The sequence below is a fragment of the Paenibacillus sp. FSL R5-0701 genome (assembly GCF_037973995.1).
Taxonomy (GTDB): Bacteria; Bacillota; Bacilli; order Paenibacillales; family Paenibacillaceae; genus Paenibacillus.
In genome coordinates this window covers 353667-372707 of the sequence record NZ_CP150230.1, presented here as the reverse complement: position 1 = coordinate 372707, position 19041 = coordinate 353667, and the positions used below count along the sequence as shown (strand labels likewise).

The 19041-nt window shown below is 48.9% G+C and carries 10 protein-coding genes, 17 tRNA genes and 2 rRNA genes; 5 read left to right on the top strand and 24 right to left on the bottom strand.

What is annotated here, in order from left to right; genetic code table 11:
* Positions 1 to 72 precede the first annotated feature (72 nt).
* A complete protein-coding gene (locus tag MKZ13_RS01820) occupies positions 73 to 2046 on the bottom strand; it encodes a methyl-accepting chemotaxis protein (protein ID WP_339181342.1) in 1974 nt (657 codons plus the stop codon).
* Positions 2047 to 2314: 268 nt separating this feature from the next.
* Here MKZ13_RS01820 and MKZ13_RS01815 point away from each other — a divergent pair, with 268 nt between their 5' ends.
* The 3 genes from MKZ13_RS01815 to MKZ13_RS01805 all read left to right on the top strand — a co-directional run bounded on the left by MKZ13_RS01815 (position 2315) and on the right by MKZ13_RS01805 (position 5979).
* The gene (locus MKZ13_RS01815) at positions 2315 to 3715 is read left to right on the top strand and encodes a serine hydrolase (RefSeq protein ID WP_339181339.1); all 1401 of its coding nucleotides are present in this window, start codon (positions 2315 to 2317) and stop codon (positions 3713 to 3715) included.
* Positions 3716 to 3971: 256 nt separating this feature from the next.
* Complete coding sequence (locus MKZ13_RS01810) at positions 3972 to 5384, top strand: N-acetylmuramoyl-L-alanine amidase family protein (RefSeq protein WP_339181336.1); 1413 nt, start codon at positions 3972 to 3974, stop codon at positions 5382 to 5384.
* A 34-nt stretch (positions 5385 to 5418) separates the two neighbouring features.
* Entirely contained in the window at positions 5419 to 5979 is a 561-nt protein-coding gene (locus MKZ13_RS01805; RefSeq protein ID WP_339181333.1) for a GerMN domain-containing protein, read from the top strand.
* 76 nt (positions 5980 to 6055) lie between these two features.
* On the opposite strand, the gene MKZ13_RS01800 is transcribed toward MKZ13_RS01805, so the two are convergent.
* From MKZ13_RS01800 to MKZ13_RS01785, 4 genes are all read right to left on the bottom strand, one after another.
* A complete protein-coding gene (locus MKZ13_RS01800) occupies positions 6056 to 7645 on the bottom strand; it encodes an MBL fold metallo-hydrolase (RefSeq protein WP_339181332.1) in 1590 nt (529 codons plus the stop codon).
* A complete protein-coding gene (locus tag MKZ13_RS01795) occupies positions 7642 to 9312 on the bottom strand; it encodes an iron ABC transporter permease (protein ID WP_339181329.1) in 1671 nt (556 codons plus the stop codon). Before MKZ13_RS01795 ends, MKZ13_RS01800 begins: the two co-directional genes overlap by 4 nt.
* A gap of 88 nt (positions 9313 to 9400) precedes the next feature.
* Positions 9401 to 10474, bottom strand: coding sequence for an ABC transporter substrate-binding protein (locus MKZ13_RS01790; RefSeq protein WP_036673000.1), 1074 nt, complete (start codon positions 10472 to 10474; stop codon positions 9401 to 9403).
* A gap of 70 nt (positions 10475 to 10544) precedes the next feature.
* Positions 10545 to 11561 (bottom strand): ABC transporter ATP-binding protein, encoded by a 1017-nt coding sequence (locus MKZ13_RS01785; RefSeq protein ID WP_221823770.1) that lies wholly within the window; start codon positions 11559 to 11561, stop codon positions 10545 to 10547.
* A 356-nt stretch (positions 11562 to 11917) separates the two neighbouring features.
* On the opposite strand from MKZ13_RS01785, the gene MKZ13_RS01780 reads away from it, so the two are divergent.
* Together MKZ13_RS01780 and MKZ13_RS01775 are read left to right on the top strand one after the other, a co-directional pair.
* Entirely contained in the window at positions 11918 to 12844 is a 927-nt protein-coding gene (locus MKZ13_RS01780) for a LysR family transcriptional regulator (RefSeq protein ID WP_339181326.1), read from the top strand.
* Positions 12845 to 12972: 128 nt separating this feature from the next.
* Complete coding sequence (locus tag MKZ13_RS01775; RefSeq protein ID WP_307540547.1) at positions 12973 to 13833, top strand: hypothetical protein; 861 nt, start codon at positions 12973 to 12975, stop codon at positions 13831 to 13833.
* Between the two features lie 272 nt (positions 13834 to 14105).
* Here the strand turns inward: MKZ13_RS01775 and MKZ13_RS01770 are convergent.
* From MKZ13_RS01770 to MKZ13_RS01680, 19 genes are all read right to left on the bottom strand, one after another.
* Positions 14106 to 14176: transfer RNA gene (locus tag MKZ13_RS01770), tRNA-Gly, on the bottom strand.
* Positions 14177 to 14189: 13 nt separating this feature from the next.
* A tRNA-Pro gene (locus tag MKZ13_RS01765) sits at positions 14190 to 14263 on the bottom strand.
* 16 nt (positions 14264 to 14279) lie between these two features.
* A tRNA-Arg gene (locus MKZ13_RS01760) sits at positions 14280 to 14356 on the bottom strand.
* A gap of 6 nt (positions 14357 to 14362) precedes the next feature.
* A tRNA-Gly gene (locus MKZ13_RS01755) sits at positions 14363 to 14437 on the bottom strand.
* Positions 14438 to 14445: 8 nt separating this feature from the next.
* A tRNA-Leu gene (locus MKZ13_RS01750) sits at positions 14446 to 14533 on the bottom strand.
* A 9-nt stretch (positions 14534 to 14542) separates the two neighbouring features.
* Positions 14543 to 14618: transfer RNA gene (locus MKZ13_RS01745), tRNA-Lys, on the bottom strand.
* Between the two features lie 9 nt (positions 14619 to 14627).
* Positions 14628 to 14702, bottom strand: a tRNA-Gln gene (locus MKZ13_RS01740).
* A gap of 11 nt (positions 14703 to 14713) precedes the next feature.
* Positions 14714 to 14789: transfer RNA gene (locus tag MKZ13_RS01735), tRNA-His, on the bottom strand.
* A gap of 97 nt (positions 14790 to 14886) precedes the next feature.
* Positions 14887 to 14962, bottom strand: a tRNA-Thr gene (locus MKZ13_RS01730).
* 22 nt (positions 14963 to 14984) lie between these two features.
* A tRNA-Asp gene (locus MKZ13_RS01725) sits at positions 14985 to 15062 on the bottom strand.
* A gap of 26 nt (positions 15063 to 15088) precedes the next feature.
* Positions 15089 to 15162, bottom strand: a tRNA-Met gene (locus MKZ13_RS01720).
* 17 nt (positions 15163 to 15179) lie between these two features.
* A tRNA-Val gene (locus tag MKZ13_RS01715) sits at positions 15180 to 15255 on the bottom strand.
* A gap of 6 nt (positions 15256 to 15261) precedes the next feature.
* Positions 15262 to 15333, bottom strand: a tRNA-Glu gene (locus MKZ13_RS01710).
* A 17-nt stretch (positions 15334 to 15350) separates the two neighbouring features.
* Positions 15351 to 15442: transfer RNA gene (locus MKZ13_RS01705), tRNA-Ser, on the bottom strand.
* Positions 15443 to 15445: 3 nt separating this feature from the next.
* A tRNA-Asn gene (locus tag MKZ13_RS01700) sits at positions 15446 to 15521 on the bottom strand.
* A gap of 1 nt (position 15522) precedes the next feature.
* Positions 15523 to 15598 (bottom strand) — tRNA-Ala (locus MKZ13_RS01695).
* A gap of 33 nt (positions 15599 to 15631) precedes the next feature.
* Positions 15632 to 15705: transfer RNA gene (locus MKZ13_RS01690), tRNA-Ile, on the bottom strand.
* 59 nt (positions 15706 to 15764) lie between these two features.
* Positions 15765 to 15881, bottom strand: a 5S ribosomal RNA gene (gene rrf / locus MKZ13_RS01685).
* 74 nt (positions 15882 to 15955) lie between these two features.
* Positions 15956 to 18883: ribosomal RNA gene (locus MKZ13_RS01680) — 23S ribosomal RNA — on the bottom strand.
* Positions 18884 to 19041: the final 158 nt, after the last annotated feature.

Here is a 19041-nt window from a genome sequence, read left to right as displayed (position 1 = left end):
CAACGGATACCCCTTTGTTCAACAGAAAAAAGACCGCAGGGTCGCAACCCTGCAGTCTCATCTCAATACCTGTTACAACTTAAAACGTTCAATCATGCTTTGCAGATCTTCAGCCATACGTGACAATGCTGCCGAAGAAGCTGCAACCTCTTCCATTGTAGCCAACTGCTCTTGAGCCGCCGCTGATCCATCTTCCGTTCCAGAGGCAATTCTGTCCGACAGAACCATGGTATCACTTACTGCCTTGTTGACATGACTCATGCCACCATCAATTTGACGGGAAGCCGTGGATACTTCTCCAGCTTGTGCAGCCACCAACTGTACCGCAGTACGAATGTTATTGAATGCTTCGCCCGCTTCTGTAACCATCTGCGAACTCTTCACCATGCCTTCTCCCGTACGGGCAAAAGTGGATTGTACCGCATTGGTTTTCTCCTGCATCTCATGCATAAGCTCATTGATCCTCTCGGCTGAAGCGCCTGAACTGTGAGCCAGTGTCTTCACTTCGTTGGCTACAACCGCGAATCCGCGCCCTTGCTCGCCAGCTCTTGAAGCTTCAATGGATGCATTCAAAGCAAGAATGTTCGTCTGCTTGGCAATGGCCGTAATCTCGGCCACAATCACAAGAATCTCTTCATTTTTCGCGCGTAGATCCTCAATGACCACAGACATGGCTTTGCTCTCGTCATTCACCTGCTGAATATGGGTGACCGCTTCTTCCACGGTAACCATGCCCGCTTCCGACTTGGTGGAAGCATCCAGAGCGATACGAGCGGTTTCTTCAGCACTTGATGAGATTTCTTTCACTCCAATGGACATTTCGCCCACGAGTTGGCCTGTAGCAGCAAGACTATTGTTCTGCAAATTCGTTCCCGCTGCTGCATCCTGCATCAGTTCTGCCACCTGTTCCGTGGCTTTGGATGTCTGCTCGGAACTTGCCATCAGTTCTTCAGAAGATGCTGCCAGCTGGCTGGACGTATCATGTACTTCTCCAAGCACACTACGTAGTGAAGTCGTCATCATATCGAAACTTTCTCCAAGCTGTCCGAACTCATCCTTACGCTGCAAACCTACACGTACTGTTAGATCCCCTGCGCTAACTTGGGATGCTGCCTGCGTTAATTGCAGTAATGGCCGGTGAATGCTGCGGATAATGAATATAAGCAGAATCAACCCAATAACCAATGCAGATGCCACAATCGTAATTGCACGGATCAAAATAGGCATTACGGCTTCACTTGCTTCGGAAGGAACCATCTCGCCAACAATTTTCCAACCTGTCACCGGATTGGTAAAATACACAGCTTCCACTTCGTGACCATCATATGTATACTTCACCGTTCCACTTTCCTTCGTATACATCTCATTAATGTAGCTTTCATCCGACTGTGTACCGGATTCAATATTGTAGTGGAACAGGAATTTACCCCCGTTATCCAGCATGTACAGTTTTCCTTCTTTACCAATACGTATCTGATCAACGGATTCTTTCAGATGATTGAGACTGACATTGGCTCCGAATACCCCTTTGCCGTCAGCCAGCTTGACCGCTGCGGTCACAACCCATTCGCCCGTCGAAGCCGACTGGAACGTATCCGAGATGACCGGTTCATCCTGGGACATGCCCATCTTATACCATGAACGTTCTCGAGGATCATAATTCTGTTCCTCGGATTCAGGGGACTTCATCCAGCTGCCATCTTCAGCACCTGCAGTAAGTACACCCAGTTCCTTATGATTCTGAGACATCCGATCCATCTGCCTTTGCAGTGCAGGGGATTTAGTAATAATATCGTTTGAAGTCATACCCGCAGCCATCTGAGCTGCGTTATCCTTCTCCATATCGAGCATTTGATTTATCTGCAGACTAAGCATTTCTGTTTTGGCCTGTGCGGAACGAATAATCTCCATTTTAACCTGGTCAGCAGCTTTTTGATAAGACAACCATCCCACGGTAATGCTCGGTACTATCAGGAACAGGAGCAATGCAGCAATCAGGCGTTTTTTTACGGTTAAAGTAAACCAATTTCGAATCCTTTTCTTCATTTTAACTATCCCCCATCATAATCTTCACCCATCCTTTTATCGGACAATCGCTGTAAAAATATTATGTATAGATACTAAATTAGTACAAATTTAATTTAAATGATCTGATCAGATGTTATGGATTATATCCGCTTCATCGTTTTGACCCTCTACCCGAGATCGTTTACAATGCTCATAAGCTGGTTATTCATGAAACGATTGGAAGGAGAGGATTCAAATCTTACGCAAGTCAAATGAAAGACAACGTATTTCCACAGTATATTCATCCATGTTCCGCATTCTGTTAGCGCTCATCCTGTGCACAGGACCGATTCTGGGACAATCTGGTATTACGGCATCCGCAGCGCAGGCAACGCAAGCAGTTCACATTGAAGTGAATGGTGAGCAACAATCCTGGAAGAACGCACCACTTATAATCAAAGGTTCAACGTTTGTTCCACTGCGGGATGTGGTCACATCGGTTAAAGGCACGTTGAAATGGGATAATCGTACCAAGACGGCTACCATTACCGTTGGCAGAGACAAGCTGATCCATCAGGCTGGCAGCAATTCCATTAAAGTAAATAAGGTCGATCTGGCTACAGGTGTGAATTCACGTACCGTTAACGGTACGTTGATGGTACCTGTCCGGGCAATGGCTAATGCAATCAAGGCAGACATCAAGGTCCAACGCACAGCCACGGGGCAGATGAGTGTAAATATGGTCACTGATCAAGTCAGCTTGCTGAATAGCGAGGTTGCCAGCGTGGATACATATCTGCGCGAGATCAACTATCCAGGTATGGCTCTGATCGCCCGCGATGGTGAAGTACTTCTAAAGCAAGGCTACGGACTTGCCGATGAACAGACGCTGAATCGCCCGGATCAGAAGACACGAATCGCATCACTAAGCAAATCCTTCACGGCCGCGTCCATTCTGAGTCTCGTGGAGAATGGTAAGATTAATGTGCAAGATCCAATCTCCAAGTATATCTCTGGTATACCGAAGGGAGATCAGATCACGCTTCATATGCTGTTATCCCAGACTTCAGGTCTGCCATCCGCATTTGGTCGGGGTGAAGGAACTTCTATGGAAGAGACGGTAGAAGAGATTCGTCACAAAACGCTGAAGTTTGAACCGGGGAGTGCCTATCTGTACAGCAACAGCGGTTATGTTTTGCTTGCATATGTCGTTGAACAGGTATCTGGCATGAGTTATGCCGATTACGTGCAACAGACGATACTGAAACCGCTTGGCATGAAAAATTCAGGAGAGGCTTCCCGTAAAGTGCATACCATTAGTGGTTTTGTTCAAAAAAATAACGCATGGGTAACTGCGCCTTACTATGTGTCTCAATCCGGGTCAGGAACCATCTATTCCACGGTGGACGATATGCTGAAATGGGATCGTGCGCTTTATACAGACCAGATTCTAAGCCAGGATACGATTGAGCAGATGTATGAGCCTTATTCCGATAAGAACTACGGCTACGCCTGGATTCTTAAAGAAAACGGCACGAATCGTACCGTCTTCCATAACGGGAGTGGCGGCGGGTTTGCCACAGCTTTTTCACGTAATCTGTCCGATGATATCACGATTATCCTGCTCGGCAACCACGCAGGTATGGACATGACTTCACTTTTGGATGAAGTTGAGGCAAAAACAGCCAAAGCACTGCAATTGCAATAATTTTATTGTCATAAAGAGTAATTGGAGACGGTCCTTCAACAGGATCGTCTCTTTGTTCTAGATACATCCTCAATTCCGACTTCGAATACATACATCTACTAGAAATCCCATCAATGTCCAAAAGAATACGTGCTCATCTATAAATAAATTAGATAATTTAAGATCAAAAAAGAAACATTTTTACATTTTTACCGTTCATACTATGTAGGTATATTTTGGAAGTAAGCTATAGATCTAATACTAGTCGAGGTGCATAATGAAGAAAACCATTTTACTACTGTTTTTGAGCCTGTTCTTACTCGTTTTGCTCCCTCATCAGGGAAATGCCGCTGCAAGCACGTCGAAAATCTTTATGGATGGAGAGGAATTAGTCCTCCCAAATGATGTACAGGTGAAGATTATCAATAAAAACGTGATGATCCCGATTCGTGTCGTTGCCGAAAATTTGAAATTCAAAGTCGATTGGAACCAGCAAGCACACACTGTAAAAATCCAGCAAGATCAACAGATCATCTCTCTAACCGTGGACCAAAAACAAGCCATGGTTGCTGACAAGCAGGTCACCTTGAACACAGCACCGCAAATTTTGAATAAAACGCTGGTGGTGCCCATTCGATTTGTCAGTGAACAAATGGGGCTTACGGTAAAATGGAACAATCAAGACAAGATCGTATACTTAACAAACACCAGCAAAGAACCTGCTGTCGACCCTGGCAACAGTTCAGGGAAAGGGGACTCCTCTTCTGTCGCTCAGGTTACCGATATCCAATTTGCCAACAATCAGCTCGTCTTATCCACGGATGGGACCGTTCAGCCGGTAGTAACGACCCTCAAGTACCCTGATCGTCTGGTTGTGGACTTGCCTGGAGCCACCTTTGGTGATATCTCCCAACCACTGGATCAAGGACTCAATGGCAAGTTGGATGTGAGCGGTTATCCCAATGTGACGGAAGTGAGATATTCGCTTTTCAAACGAGATCCAGGACAAGTTCGAATTGTCGTAGAATTGAATAATGTGATGGATGTCCAGTACAGCCAGAATGTGATTGCCGACAAACTGATTATTGATCTGAATGTTGCGGGAGACAACATCGCACCTGCTCCTGTCACTCCAGTAGGCGATTCAGGACGCAAGGTCGTTGTGATCGATCCAGGACACGGTGGCAGTGACCCGGGGACGATCAGCATCACGAACAAACCCGAAAAAGAATACAACCTGGCATTGGCTCACAAAGTACAAGCCCTGTTGCTCAATGAGCCCAATATCGAATTGGTGATGACTCGTGAAGGTGATACCTATCCGACCCGCCCTGAGCGTGTTCAACTCGCCAATCAATTAAATGCGGATGTATTCGTATCTATCCACGGCAATAGTGTGAAGTCTGCCCCCCAAGCGACAGGTACGGAGACATATTATTATCAACGCAGTAACAGCAAGGAATTAGCCAATATCATTCATCAACGTTTGGTGAAAGCCATGGGTCTCAGAGATCGTGGTGTGAAAAATGGCAACTTGGAAGTAATCCGAGACACGACCATGCCTGCAGTGCTTTTGGAAGTGGGATTCTTAAGTAATGTGCTCGATGAAGAACTGATGTCGTCCGAAGTTGTTCAGACGAAAGCCGCTCAAGCGATAGCCGATGGAATCAAGGAGTATTTGGGCCTATAAATCATCAAATAAATCAGATGAAGGAAGTGATTTTTTGAATAAGAAGCTAGGTTGTGCACTTATATTAACATGCTTGATCCTTATCGGAGTTGGATGTGCCCAGAAGCCAGTGAACGAATCCGGTTCGAATGAACCTGCTGTTCAGGGAGGACAGGCGCAGTCACCAAACCCATCCGAACCGGAGGTGGATCTGGGCACAATGAATACACAAGTCATCGATGTATATTTGGCAGATTCTCAGGTCCTTGAGCTGGAGAAAACAGAACAGAAAATTGAATACAAGGATGATTCCGAAAAATATGAAAAAACATTCGCAGCGTTGCAAACGAACACCGATTCAGATCTTGTTTCCCTCTGGGAGCAGGTGGAACTGCTCTCTGTCCAATATGCTGAGGGTACGGTGACTTTGGATGTTCATATCCCCGCTGAAGCCAATCTCGGTACCAGTGGAGAAATGCTCGCATTGGAAGCTTTAACAACAACGATGTTTCAGTTTGATGAAGTGAAGAGCCTGGATATACTGGTGGACGGTGAAGCCGTTGATAGTTTGATGGGTCATGCCGAACTGGAACACCCCATTCATCGCGAATCCTAACTGATCAAACAACAATGGAAAAAGAACGTCCCCAGGGACGTTCCAATCTGACGCATCAATTCGATTCATGCACTATTCACACATATAGCTCGTCACCAGCAGACAGTGAATGTATAACTGTTCCCGGTGACGGGCTATTTCTGAGCAAACCTTCTTTTAATCGGTCCGTCTCTGCCCGGTCAGCATGTACAAGGACCGTATGTCTTGCTGGAACCTGATGCAGCATCCGTTCAACATCCTTCCAGCCCTGATGCACTTTATAACGTATTTTCCGCACTTCACATGCTCCATACTTTTCAGGAACCCGTAGCAGCTTATCAGCAAATGTATCATGAGCAACATGCCCAGTGAGCAGAATCAGATTCTCCTCCCTGTCCGATAATTGACTATAGTACCAACGGGCAAGCGAGGACTGCATCATGCCGTCCGGAATGAACCATAGCGAAGCAGCATGATGTTCCAACAGTTGTTCCCGCTCTTGGGTGGTTGTAGGTAGATCCCATCCTCGTCCGGTCAGAAAGCAATCGATTTCGTCTTTCAACGAACTTCCGATGACATGCTCTCCCTTCTCCCTCAACCAATACGGAACATGCATAAGCTGCTTCATACCGTCCACCAGCCCTTGTTCCACTACGATTGGAATAGCCGGGAATTGTTGCTGTGCCCACAGTATGATCTCCTGTCCACGCCCTACGACAGGCATGGGTAAGAGCACCTTTCCACCTTGAGCAATCGTCTGGCGAATGGCTCGTTCAAGCTGTTCCAGTTTGTCGGCCTGTGTATCCTGGTCCGTACCGTAGGCCGCATCAACGATTGCCAGATCCACCAGTCCGACGGAAGATATTGGCGCAGCGTCTGCTACGTTTGCTCTGCCTGCTCTGACTGCTCCATCTGCTCCATTGGATGAGAAATTCCTCTGCTTCATGGGTATCTCCATGGATACAAGTGTTCTTGACGACGCTTCTGATGCAACAGATGTCTGATCTTGTGACGTTATGAATTCTCCAGCCTTTTGCCCACTGTTTATAACGATTAGTTGCTCCGTACCCCACCGCTCGCTGCTCGGAGCATCGGACACAGGATTCTCACGAAGCATGCTTTTCTGCCAGAACGACTCCGCTGGACAATCCTCCTGTAAAAGCATTGATTCGGACGTGTAGTCCCCGGAATAGAAAATCCGCTTGCCTTCCATTTCAACCCCAAACCATACCGCTCCAGCCAGATGTCCACTCCGGCCCCACATCACTTTTACTTCGGGAATGGGTTCGAACCAGTTTTGGGATACGACCTCATCTTCCAGATAACGATAACGAATAGCTTGCTCATCTGCTTCATCGTAAGGGAGTTTCTCTCCGACACGTTCTGCAAACCTTCGCCAGTTGGCAAAATACGTACGCAGCTGCGCCCTCGTCTCTCTCGTCGTCCACACTTCACCCTGGTAGCCCATCTTATACAGCAATGGGATGGCGACCGAATGGTCCTCATGGGCGTGGGACAACAGGACCACATCCAGTTGCGGGACGATCTTCGGGTCAATCAGCGGATACTCGCCCGTACCTTCTTTTTTCACACCACAATCCAGCAAAAGGCGAAACCGGCTCCCGCTCAGGAGATAGGCAGAACGTCCATGTTCCCCTGCACCGCCCCATACGTTCAGTTTGATCATGATGCATTCCACTTTCTCTTTGAATTCAGCAGTTCGATTCCAAGCAGCATCAGCACCGTCATACCTACAGTTACAACGGCCATCGCCATGCCAAGTGATACCTGACCTTGTTCAAACTGCGCAAAAATATACGTAGCCGACGTCTGCATCGACGGTGGAAGAATCAACAACGATCCGACCAGTTCCCTTGTTGCAATCGTAAAGGTCATCATCCAGCCCGCCAACATGCCGGGCAGGATCAGTGGGATCAGGATGCGCCGCAGAATATACAGCGGCTTCCCGCCAAACACTTGCCCAGCCTGGAACAACGTTCCGTCAATCTGGGTAAAGCTCGATTTTACATACTGCACAGTGTAAGGCAAGAAGAGAACAACGTACGTGAGCACAACCATGCCGTAGGTGTTATACAACGTGACTGGCATCCAGGGTGAGTTCCAGAACAGAATCAGTCCCACCACCATCACGATGCCCGGCACTGTATTAGGCAACAGACTGAACAAGTCAATCACACGCTGCATGAATGAAGATGATTTGCCGATCGCGAGTGCAAACCCAGTACCGATAATAACAGCAACGGTTGAAGCCGCGAGGGATAATCCCAGACTGTTCCCGATCGCCTTCATACTCACCGAACCCCAAGATAACAGCTCCTTGTAATGATCCAAGGTCAGATTATCAAAAGCAATCCCCGATCCCCGTAACTTCATGGTCGAAGCGGCAATGATGGAGAAATATGGGATACCTATCGACAGGATCAACAGAATTGCAAGATACGCCCCACACAACCATCCTGCTCCGCCACGAAGGGAATATCGCTTCGAACGTTGCCCTTTGCCACCCACCAGACGATACGTGAACTTCCGGCTCATGGCAGACTGCATATACCACATCACCAGACAGACGGATAGCAGTACCGATGCCAGCGAAGTCGCCTTACCGAAGTCAATCGGCCAACTGGAGATGTACTTATGAATTTCGGAGGTCATGACATAATAGCCAATCTTTCGCCCAAAGGTTGCCGGTGTTCCGAATTCCGCAATCGTTTTGACAAAGACCAGCATGATCCCCATGCCGTAAGACGACAACAACAGGGGTAAAATAATACGTCTGAAACGGTATCCTGCTTGTGCACCGTGTACAGCTCCCGCTTCTTCCAGATTGCCACCGATGCGGATCAATGCATCCCGAAGCAGCAGATACAGGAACGGGAACAGGTGCAAGCTCATGATGAGCACCATGCCCCAGAAGCTGAAGAATAGCTCACTCCAACCTGCAGATGAGGGCACCCATTGCTGGAGATATCCCCCTTTTTGCATAAACAGAATCCAGCCCATTGAGCCGATATACGGCGGGGTCATGAACGGAATCATCAGGATTACATCGACCCAGCGATGCTCGCCCATCCGAGTCTTCGCCATCATCCAGGCCAGCGGCAGCGCCAGCAGTGTGGTTACCGCTACAACGCAGATACCAAGCCAGACGGAGTTCAGCAATACACCTGATAGATGATGACCTGTAATCGTGCGAATCGGAGCCATCCAGTCCCATTGTCCGTCCGGATACACACTTTGCCAGAAGATCAGCAAGAGCGGTACGCCAATGCTTATAGTCAGCAGAAAGAGGGCCAGAATCACGCCCACTCTCCGAAAAATTCGGTTGTTGTCCATTCCAACAGGTTTCACTACGTTCACCTCACATGACTTTCCACAGACAGCAGGTATTCCTTTTGCCTAATTTTCTTTTTCGTACTATGTCTTATTTAAAAGTCTCGGAGAAACGAGCCGCAGTCTCTTCGCCATGTTCGCTCATCCAGTTCCAATCCACTTTAAGTTGTGGAATATCCTTCACATTGGCACGGTTAGTCGCTTCAATGTCTTCGCGGCCTGGGATCAGATAGGCATCTGCAACGAGCTTCTGTGCTTCATCGGATAACAGGTAATCAATGAACGCTTTGGCGTTCTCTACATTTGGGCTGGATTTCAGAATTGCTGCCGGTCTTGGGCTGATTACCGTGCCTTCCTCAGGATATACGATATCCAGTGGTTCACCTTTTGCTTTGGAGGAATAAGCCATGTAGTCCACACCTGCCGCTACGATGCTTTTAGCACCCGTAATGACCGGATCCAATGCTTCCTGATTGGCGCCTGCCATCGCTACACCATTGGCTTTATAGGCACTCAGCAGATCCCATCCTTTTTCACCATTCGCACTCAGGTATCCTGTGATGAAGTCGAGTGCTGAACCTGATAATGTAGGGTCGGGAATGTTCACTGCATCTTTCCACGCAGGCGTTGCGAGCTCTGCCCAACTTGTTGGTGGTGTAGATACCAGTTTGGTGTTATATACAATACCCAGTGCAGAAGCACTGCTGCTAAAATAGTTGCCCTCTGCATCCGACCAATCCTTGTTCAGCTTGTCTGCATTGGCTGCTTCGGGGTAAGGCATAGTCAGTCCATCAGCTTTCAAAGCCTGTGCAGAAGGCAAGGAAGCCAGAATCACAACGTCTGCAACCGGATTGGATTTCTCTGCTTCCATACGAGCCAAAATTTTGCCTGTCGTTCCCTGGAACATCTCAACTTCGATCCCTGTTTTGTCTGTAAATCCGCTCACGATATTATCCGCCAGCTTCTGTGGGCCAGCACTGTACAATACCAACTTGCCGCCAGCCGGTTTCGTTGTTTCCGCCGCCGCTGCTGTGTTTCCTTCACCTGCAGGTTGTGCCGCGTTACCTGTAGTTGAGTTCCCTGTGCTACATCCGAACAAACTGATACTCATTACCGCTGTTAATAACAGCATTGCGCTCTTTTTCCGTGTTTTCATACCCAACATATTCGTCCATCTCCCTTGGTTTCTTATAAAATGTGTACTCCTGCTTCCAACTGCGTGCTCGTTCAATAATTTAGTATGCCACTGCGATTGCTTCGTTCTGCTTCACACTCGGGTGGTCATAACCGTCCATTCGGCATATCTGCTCAGGGGTTACATAGAGCTGCACCCGCTCCCCGACGCGCACCCTTTGGTTCATATAGGCTGTCCATACGCCCAGCCCTTCCATCTGCACTCGTACTTCATAACGCTCACCTACATAGCTGACACTAAGTACCGTCCCCGGATAACACAGATCATCATGACCTGTTTTGTTCCAGGTGACATGCTCTGGTCGCACCATCGATTGATTAGGCGTGAGCCAGTTGGACTTTCCGATAAACGAAGCGACATACGGATCACTTGGCGCCGAGTAGATCGTTTCCGGGCTTCCCTTTTGCAATATCCGCCCCTTCTGCATCACCACAATCTCATCCGACATCGACATCGCTTCAATCTGATCATGTGTGACGTACAGCGCAGTCAGTCCCATGTCTCGTACCAAAGACATCATCTCAATCCGCATCTCTTCCCGAAGTACAGCATCCAGTGCACTCAGTGGCTCATCGAACAGGATCACACCAGGTCTGACGGCTACGGCTCTGGCAAAAGCAACCCGTTGCTGCTGTCCACCAGACAACTGATGAGGATATCGATCTTCCATGCCTTGCAGGCGAACCATGCCAAGTGCTTCGTTCACCTTTTGCCGCAGATCAGATTTCTGTTTTCCGGCCTTCAGGCCAAACGCTACATTTTCGTATACGGTCATATGCGGCCATAATGCAAAATCCTGAAACACCATGCCCAGATTACGCTTGTGTGTTGGTATATCAATCCGCTTCGCCGCAGAGTAGATACACTGACCATCTGCCCGAATCTCCCCCGCGTCCGGCTGTTCCAGCCCGGCCAACATGCGCAGCAATGTTGTTTTGCCACAGCCCGATGGGCCGAGCAGGGTCGTGAACTTTCCATGTTCAAGCGTTAGATCTGTCGGCAGCAGTGCGGGTGTTTGATTAAATGATTTTTGAATTCCCGTTATCTCTAATTTCATAAGCATCCCTGCCTGTCTTCTGTTACTTGATCTCTTGCACTGTTTTCAGTCTAACGTCCGCTTTCGCGAGTTGTATGTCTTGTATGTAAAATTGGAATTAACTTTTTAGATGAATTCTGTTGATGTTCATAGATTAAATCTATAGTAGGTGAACTAATCATTTGCACGATAACGGAGAGGACAGAAAAAACCTGAAAAAGCGGAGCGTTCGCCTTTATCACCGGATTTTCCCTTGAGAAAGGGAATCAAAAAATCTGGGGATAACAGCGATTGGAAGGTTGTTCTGTCATCGTAGTGTCTGTGTAAATAATCTTTAGTTCGATTTATAAAGTAGAAGTGAGAGGAGTGCTGGGACATTGAATCTGATCAAATTGCAAATTGTTGAGCTGATCGACAAGCATCATCACATGACAAGCGTGGCCGAGTTACTGGGGATCAAACAACCTACGGTTACATTTCATATGAAATCATTGGAGGAAGAGATGGGTGTGCGATTATTCGAATCACGCAGTGGAAAGACATTTTTAACCGAAGCCGGACAGGCTTTGCTCCACTATTCCGTCAAAATCAATGCTTTGACCCAAGAGGCAAGGCGGGTAGTAAAGGAATATGACAGTCTATATCGGGGCACTCTGCACATTGGGGCAAGTTATGTACCGGCTACATATCTGCTGCCCGCCATACTCAATACCTTTTCTCAGGAATTCCCTGGTATTCGTATCGTCTTATCCGTCAAACCATCACCTGTTATTCGCGAAATGTTAATTCGGCATCAGATTGATCTGGGGGTGATCTCTTCGGAACCGTTTGTCGGACCCGCGCTGCAAGCTGAGACGTTATGTGAAGATGACTTGGTATTAATCTGCTCTCCGCAGCATGGGTTGGCCCAGAAGGAACCATTGACGCCTGAGCATATTGCTCAGATCCCATTTGCCCTACATGGCAACGAATCCAGTACTCGGCGACTAACCAACCAATGGCTTGCGCAACATGACATTCGTTTGCGGAGCACCGTAGAGATGGATTCTCTGGAAGCAATCAAACAGCTCGTGTTAATCGGGGGGCATATCTCGTTCATGTCTCGGATGGCGGTACAGTGGGAGGAAAAGCACGGGCTCATTCAGGTTCTTCCCATTCCCGGAGAGCAGGCACCACGCCATATATACACCGTACATAACAAAGACCGCCACCCTTCAGTTCAGGTAAACCGCTTCAAAGAAGTGCTGCGAGAGGTGAGTCAAGGCTTCCCCCTTTCTATGGCTGATTGCCCTGATCCGCTATAAACTATCGTTTGCCATTCATCAAATCTATGCAGGGTTAACGCAATATGCGCTCCCCGTTAATCGCTTTCAGATACTCGGGCGATAAAGTGGGATCTGTACGTTAATCCAGATTAGGAGAGTGATTGGTTTTGAAAAAGTGGAAAAAGGTAACCGCCTCATTGATGCTGAGCATCGTAACATTGGGAAGTGGAATGACATTTCTGGGAGCACCCCAGGCTTCAGCTGCTGCCAATGCCGTTCCTGCTTATGAAGTAAAGTTTCTGGCCAAGCCGGAACTTGTATTGAATACAGATGGGACACCACGCAGTGAAGTGATTCAGACACTCGGCCTGAGTTCCACGCCAAGAAACATTAACGTAGAGTACTTTGACACCAATGCTCTCGGATTGGATCAACAAGGATGGAACGTTCGTTTTCGCAAAAAGGATGACAAGAATAACTACGAATTGACTTATAAAAAGCGCTACCCTGTAATCAATGGCGACATCAACGGTGCGCTGACCCTGGCTAACCAAGAGGGATTTGATCAATCGGATGATAATTACGAGGCTGAAATCGATTGGGGATATGGCAAACAAACCTTGAGCTTCTCCAACACCAAAAAAGTCGATACCAAGGCAACAGGTGTTCAGCTTCCTTCGGAGCAAGAAGCCTTGAACATGTTACTGGACAAGCTTCCGGGCAAATTGAAAAACTGGACTTCCTCCAACTGGGGCAAGCAGCAACTGACTCAATCCCGTGCATATGGTCCGATCACATTCCAACGATATGAAGGTACATGGAATGGACAAGAACTTACACTCGAAGTATGGCCAATCCGTGACGCAGCAGGTACAGGTATTGAGAATGTCGTAGAGGTCTCTTTCAAAAACGATGATGCTGTAGCCGTATCCGGACTCCGTACCCAACTGCTGCAATTGCTGGAGAACAACAACTGGCTGATTCCTGCCGATGGCTTGAAAACACAGACCATTCTGGAAAGATATTAATCGCAAGCTTTAATAAAAAAGACAAGCCCCTCTTCCTGCGTACATCGTAGGAGAGGAGCCTGTCTTTTTTTGCGTAGAGAACGAATTAAAATCAGTTAATTAAGTAATTCTACGTTTATCAACAGTTGAGATTTTTGCTTATCTACTTCATCTGTTCATCTCGAGTTGTCTACTCACATTAAACTCTGATTTTCAGAAAATCACCTCTTCTTATAGGTGAAAACAAAAAAAGCCCTTGCTATAAGCAAAGGCTCTTCTGTATGTTACTCGGAAGCGGGTGATGGGAATCGAACCCACGCTATTAGCTTGGAAGGCTAAAGTTCTACCATTGAACTACACCCGCAAAATAAAAAAAATCGGGATGACACGATTTGAACATGCGACCCCCTGGTCCCAAACCAGGTGCTCTACCAAGCTGAGCTACATCCCGATACTTATGAAAATAATGGCGCGCCCTGAGAGATTCGAACTCCCGGCCTTTTGATTCGTAGTCAAACGCTCTATCCAGCTGAGCTAAGGGCGCAAATATTGGAGCGGAAGACGGGAATCGAACCCGCGACCCTCGCCTTGGCAAGGCGATGCTCTACCGCTGAGCCACTTCCGCAAAACATATGGTGCGGTCGAGAGGACTCGAACCTCCACGGGGGGTTAGCCCACACGGACCTGAACCGTGCGCGTCTGCCAATTCCGCCACGACCGCAAAATATAATGGTGAGTCATGAAGGGCTCGAACCTTCGACACCCTGATTAAAAGTCAGGTGCTCTACCAACTGAGCTAATGACTCGTAATGAAATGGCTGGGGATATAGGATTTGAACCTATGCATGACGGAGTCAAAGTCCGTTGCCTTACCGCTTGGCTAATCCCCATTAAAAAATCATGGGGCGATCGAGGGGAATTGAACCCCCGAATGCCGGATCCACAAACCGGTGCGTTAACCACTTCGCCACGATCGCCATAGAGTAAGCCATTCATCCACTAAGAGTATCTTAGTATTAACAACTGCATCTATAATATACATTCTATCACAAATTCAGATGTAAATACTAAAAATGGTGCCGGCGAGAGGACTTGAACCCCCAACCTACTGATTACAAGTCAGTTGCTCTACCAGTTGAGCTACACCGGCACGGTGTATATTTAATTAAAAATGGCGGAACCGACGGGATTCGAACCCGCGATCTCCTGCGTGACAGGCAGGCATGTTAGGCCAACTACACCACGGTTCCAGATCACTTTCTCAAGGAAAGTATAATTGCGGGGGCAGGATTTGAACCTGCGGCCTTCGGGTTATGAGCCCGACGAGCTACCGGGCTGCTCCACCCCGCGTCGTTATAGAAGTATTATGGTGGAGGCTGAGGGGATCGAACCCCCGACCCTCTGCTTGTAAGGCAGATGCTCTCCCAGCTGAGCTAAGCCTCCATATTATGACCCGTAGGGGATTCGAACCCCTGTTACCTCCGTGAAAGGGAGGTGTCTTAACCCCTTGACCAACGGGCCTTGCTAAAAAAATTATCTGGCGGAGAGAGAGGGATTCGAACCCTCGAGACGCTTGTGACGCCTACACGATTTCCAATCGTGCTCCTTCGGCCAGCTCGGACACCTCTCCATATGGCTCCCCGAACAGGGCTCGAACCTGTGACAACTCGATTAACAGTCGAGTGCTCTACCAACTGAGCTATCAGGGAATGGTGGAGCCAAGCGGGATCGAACCGCTGACCTCCTGCTTGCAAGGCAGGCGCTCTCCCAGCTGAGCTATGGCCCCATACACTGTGTATTTCTTGTTGTGGTCTTGCTATGGGCCCTGGTGGACTCGAACCACCGGCCTCACCCTTATCAGAGGTGCGCTCTAACCAACTGAGCTAAGGGCCCTAATATATATCCCTTATTCCTTGGCAAGGGGGGCAAAAAAAATACCCCAAAGGGAAATCGCTTGGCGGCGTCCTACTCTCCCAGGACCCTGCGGTCCAAGTACCATCGGCGCTAGAGGGCTTAACGGTCGTGTTCGGGATGGGTACGTGTGGAACCCCTCCGCCATCGCCACCAAACGCGTAGCTTACATTTCAGAGATCGTTCTCTGAAAACTAGATTCGAAACGAAACATGCGAATTATCACTTGCTATTGGATAAGCCCTCGACCGATTAGTACTGGTCAGCTCCATGCATTGCTGCACTTCCACCCCCAGCCTATCTACCTCGTCGTCTTCAAGGGGTCTTACATACTGGGAAATCTCATCTTGAGGGGGGCTTCACGCTTAGATGCTTTCAGCGTTTATCCCGTCCGTACATAGCTACCCAGCGGTGCTCCTGGCGGAACAACTGGTACACCAGCGGTACGTCCATCCCGGTCCTCTCGTACTAAGGACAGCTCCTCTCAAATTTCCTACGCCCACGACAGATAGGGACCGAACTGTCTCACGACGTTCTGAACCCAGCTCGCGTACCGCTTTAATGGGCGAACAGCCCAACCCTTGGGACCTACTTCAGCCCCAGGATGCGATGAGCCGACATCGAGGTGCCAAACCTCCCCGTCGATGTGGACTCTTGGGGGAGATAAGCCTGTTATCCCCAGGGTAGCTTTTATCCGTTGAGCGATGGCCCTTCCATGCGGTACCACCGGATCACTAAGCCCGACTTTCGTCCCTGCTCGACTTGTAGGTCTCGCAGTCAAGCTCCCTTATGCCTTTGCACTCTTCGAATGATTTCCAACCATTCTGAGGGAACCTTTGGGCGCCTCCGTTACTCTTTAGGAGGCGACCGCCCCAGTCAAACTGCCCACCTGACACTGTCCCCGCACCGGATTACGGTACCAGGTTAGAACCTAGATACGATCAGGGTGGTATCCCAACGTTGCCTCCACACAAGCTGGCGCTCATGCTTCAAAGGCTCCCACCTATCCTGTACAGATCGTACCCAAATTCAATATCAAGCTGCAGTAAAGCTCCATGGGGTCTTTCCGTCTTGTCGCGGGTAACCTGCATCTTCACAGGTATTAAAATTTCACCGGATCTCTCGTTGAGACAGCGCCCAAGTCGTTACGCCATTCGTGCGGGTCAGAATTTACCTGACAAGGAATTTCGCTACCTTAGGACCGTTATAGTTACGGCCGCCGTTTACTGGGGCTTCGGTTCACAGCTTCGGGATTACTCCCTAACCACTCCCCTTAACCTTCCAGCACCGGGCAGGCGTCAGCCCGTATACTTCGCCTTACGGCTTCGCACAGACCTGTGTTTTTGCTAAACAGTCGCTTGGGCCTTTTCACTGCGGCCCCCTCGTGCTATTCACACTACCGGGGCACCCCTTCTCCCGAAGTTACGGGGTCATTTTGCCGAGTTCCTTAACGAGAGTTCTTCCGCGCGCCTTAGAATACTCTTCTCGCCTACCTGTGTCGGTTTGCGGTACGGGCACCATCACCTGGCTAGAGGCTTTTCTTGGCAGTGTGAGATCATGACCTTCGCTACTATAATTTTCGCTCCCCATCACAGCTCAGCCTTACAATGTGCGGATTTGCCTACACATCAGCCTCACTGCTTAGACGGACATCCATCAGTCCGCGTCACTACCCTACTGCGTCCCCCCATTGCTCATAACGGCTTACGGTGGTACAGGAATTTCGACCTGTTGTCCTTCGACTACGCCTTTCGGCCTCGCCTTAGGTCCCGACTTACCCTGAGCGGACGAGCCTTCCTCAGGAACCCTTAGGCTTTCGGCGGATCAGATTCTCACTGATCTTTTCGTTACTCATACCGGCATTCTCACTTGTATAATGTCCAGCGCTCCTTACGGTACACCTTCAACCCTTATACAACGCTCCCCTACCCCTGATGCAAAGCATCAAGCCATAGCTTCGGTGGTGTGTTTAGCCCCGTTACATTTTCGGCGCAGAGTCACTCGACCAGTGAGCTATTACGCACTCTTTCAATGATGGCTGCTTCTAAGCCAACATCCTGGTTGTCTGTGCAACTCCACATCCTTTCCCACTTAACACACACTTGGGGACCTTAGCTGATGGTCTGGGCTGTTTCCCTTTTGACAATGGATCTTAGCACTCACTGTCTGACTCCCGGAAGTAAGTCTATGGCATTCGGAGTTTGACTGAGCTTGGTAACCCTTGCGGGCCCCGCACCCAATCAGTGCTCTACCTCCACGACTCTGTTTTCCGAGGCTAGCCCTAAAGCTATTTCGGGGAGAACCAGCTATCTCCGAGTTCGATTGGAATTTCTCCGCTACCCCCACCTCATCCCCGCATTTTTCAACATGCGTGGGTTCGGGCCTCCAGTGCGTGTTACCGCACCTTCACCCTGGACAGGGGTAGATCACCCGGTTTCGGGTCTACGTCCACGTACTAAGTCGCCCTATTCAGACTCGCTTTCGCTGCGGCTCCGGCTCTTCACCTTAACCTTGCACGGGAACGTAACTCGCCGGTTCATTCTACAAAAGGCACGCCATCACCCCTAAAACGGGCTCTGACTTTTTGTAAGCACACGGTTTCAGGTTCTATTTCACTCCCCTTCCGGGGTGCTTTTCACCTTTCCCTCACGGTACTGCTTCACTATCGGTCGCTAGGAAGTATTTAGCCTTGGCAGATGGTCCTGCCGGATTCATACGGGGTTTCACGTGCCCCGCACTACTCGGGATCCGTCTCGGAGGGAACCAACTTTCAACTACAGGGCTTTTACCTTCTTTGGCGGGCCTTTCCAGACCTCTTCGCTTAACCGGTTCCTTTGTAACTCCATGTGAGACGTCCCACAACCCCAAAGAGCAAGCTCTCTGGTTTGGGCTTCTCCGCGTTCGCTCGCCGCTACTGACGGAATCACTATTGTTTTCTCTTCCTCAGGGTACTTAGATGTTTCAGTTCCCCTGGTATGCCTCTACACAACCTATGTATTCAGTTATGAGTAACTGGAAATTACCCCAGCTGGGTTTCCCCATTCGGACACCCCCGGATCAAAGCTTGCTTACAGCTCCCCGAGGCAGTTTCGTTGTTCGCCACGTCCTTCATCGGCTCCTAGCGCCTAGGCATCCTCCGTGTGCTCTTAGTAGCTTAACCTCGTGCTCCGGTTTCAACTGCTCGCTTCCCTTGTTTTGCTTGCGCAAAGCCAAAAGTCGCTCCCATTCGATACCATCGTACGTGCAATCTACCGTTTTTATTGAAACTTGTTTAACACAAGTTCAGCTAAAAAGGAATGTTCTAATTCGCGTTTGTTT

Bases quoted from the DNA above. Each gene is read 5' to 3' on its own strand.
- MKZ13_RS01820 (WP_339181342.1), bottom strand. From the start codon at position 2,046: ATGAAGAAAAGGATTCGAAATTGGTTTACTTTAACCGTAAAAAAACGC.
- MKZ13_RS01815 (WP_339181339.1), top strand. From the start codon at position 2,315: ATGTTCCGCATTCTGTTAGCGCTCATCCTGTGCACAGGACCGATTCTG.
- MKZ13_RS01810 (WP_339181336.1), top strand. From the start codon at position 3,972: ATGAAGAAAACCATTTTACTACTGTTTTTGAGCCTGTTCTTACTCGTT.
- MKZ13_RS01800 (WP_339181332.1), bottom strand. From the start codon at position 7,645: ATGATCAAACTGAACGTATGGGGCGGTGCAGGGGAACATGGACGTTCT.
- MKZ13_RS01795 (WP_339181329.1), bottom strand. From the start codon at position 9,312: ATGGACAACAACCGAATTTTTCGGAGAGTGGGCGTGATTCTGGCCCTC.
- MKZ13_RS01790 (WP_036673000.1), bottom strand. From the start codon at position 10,474: ATGTTGGGTATGAAAACACGGAAAAAGAGCGCAATGCTGTTATTAACA.
- MKZ13_RS01785 (WP_221823770.1), bottom strand. From the start codon at position 11,561: ATGAAATTAGAGATAACGGGAATTCAAAAATCATTTAATCAAACACCC.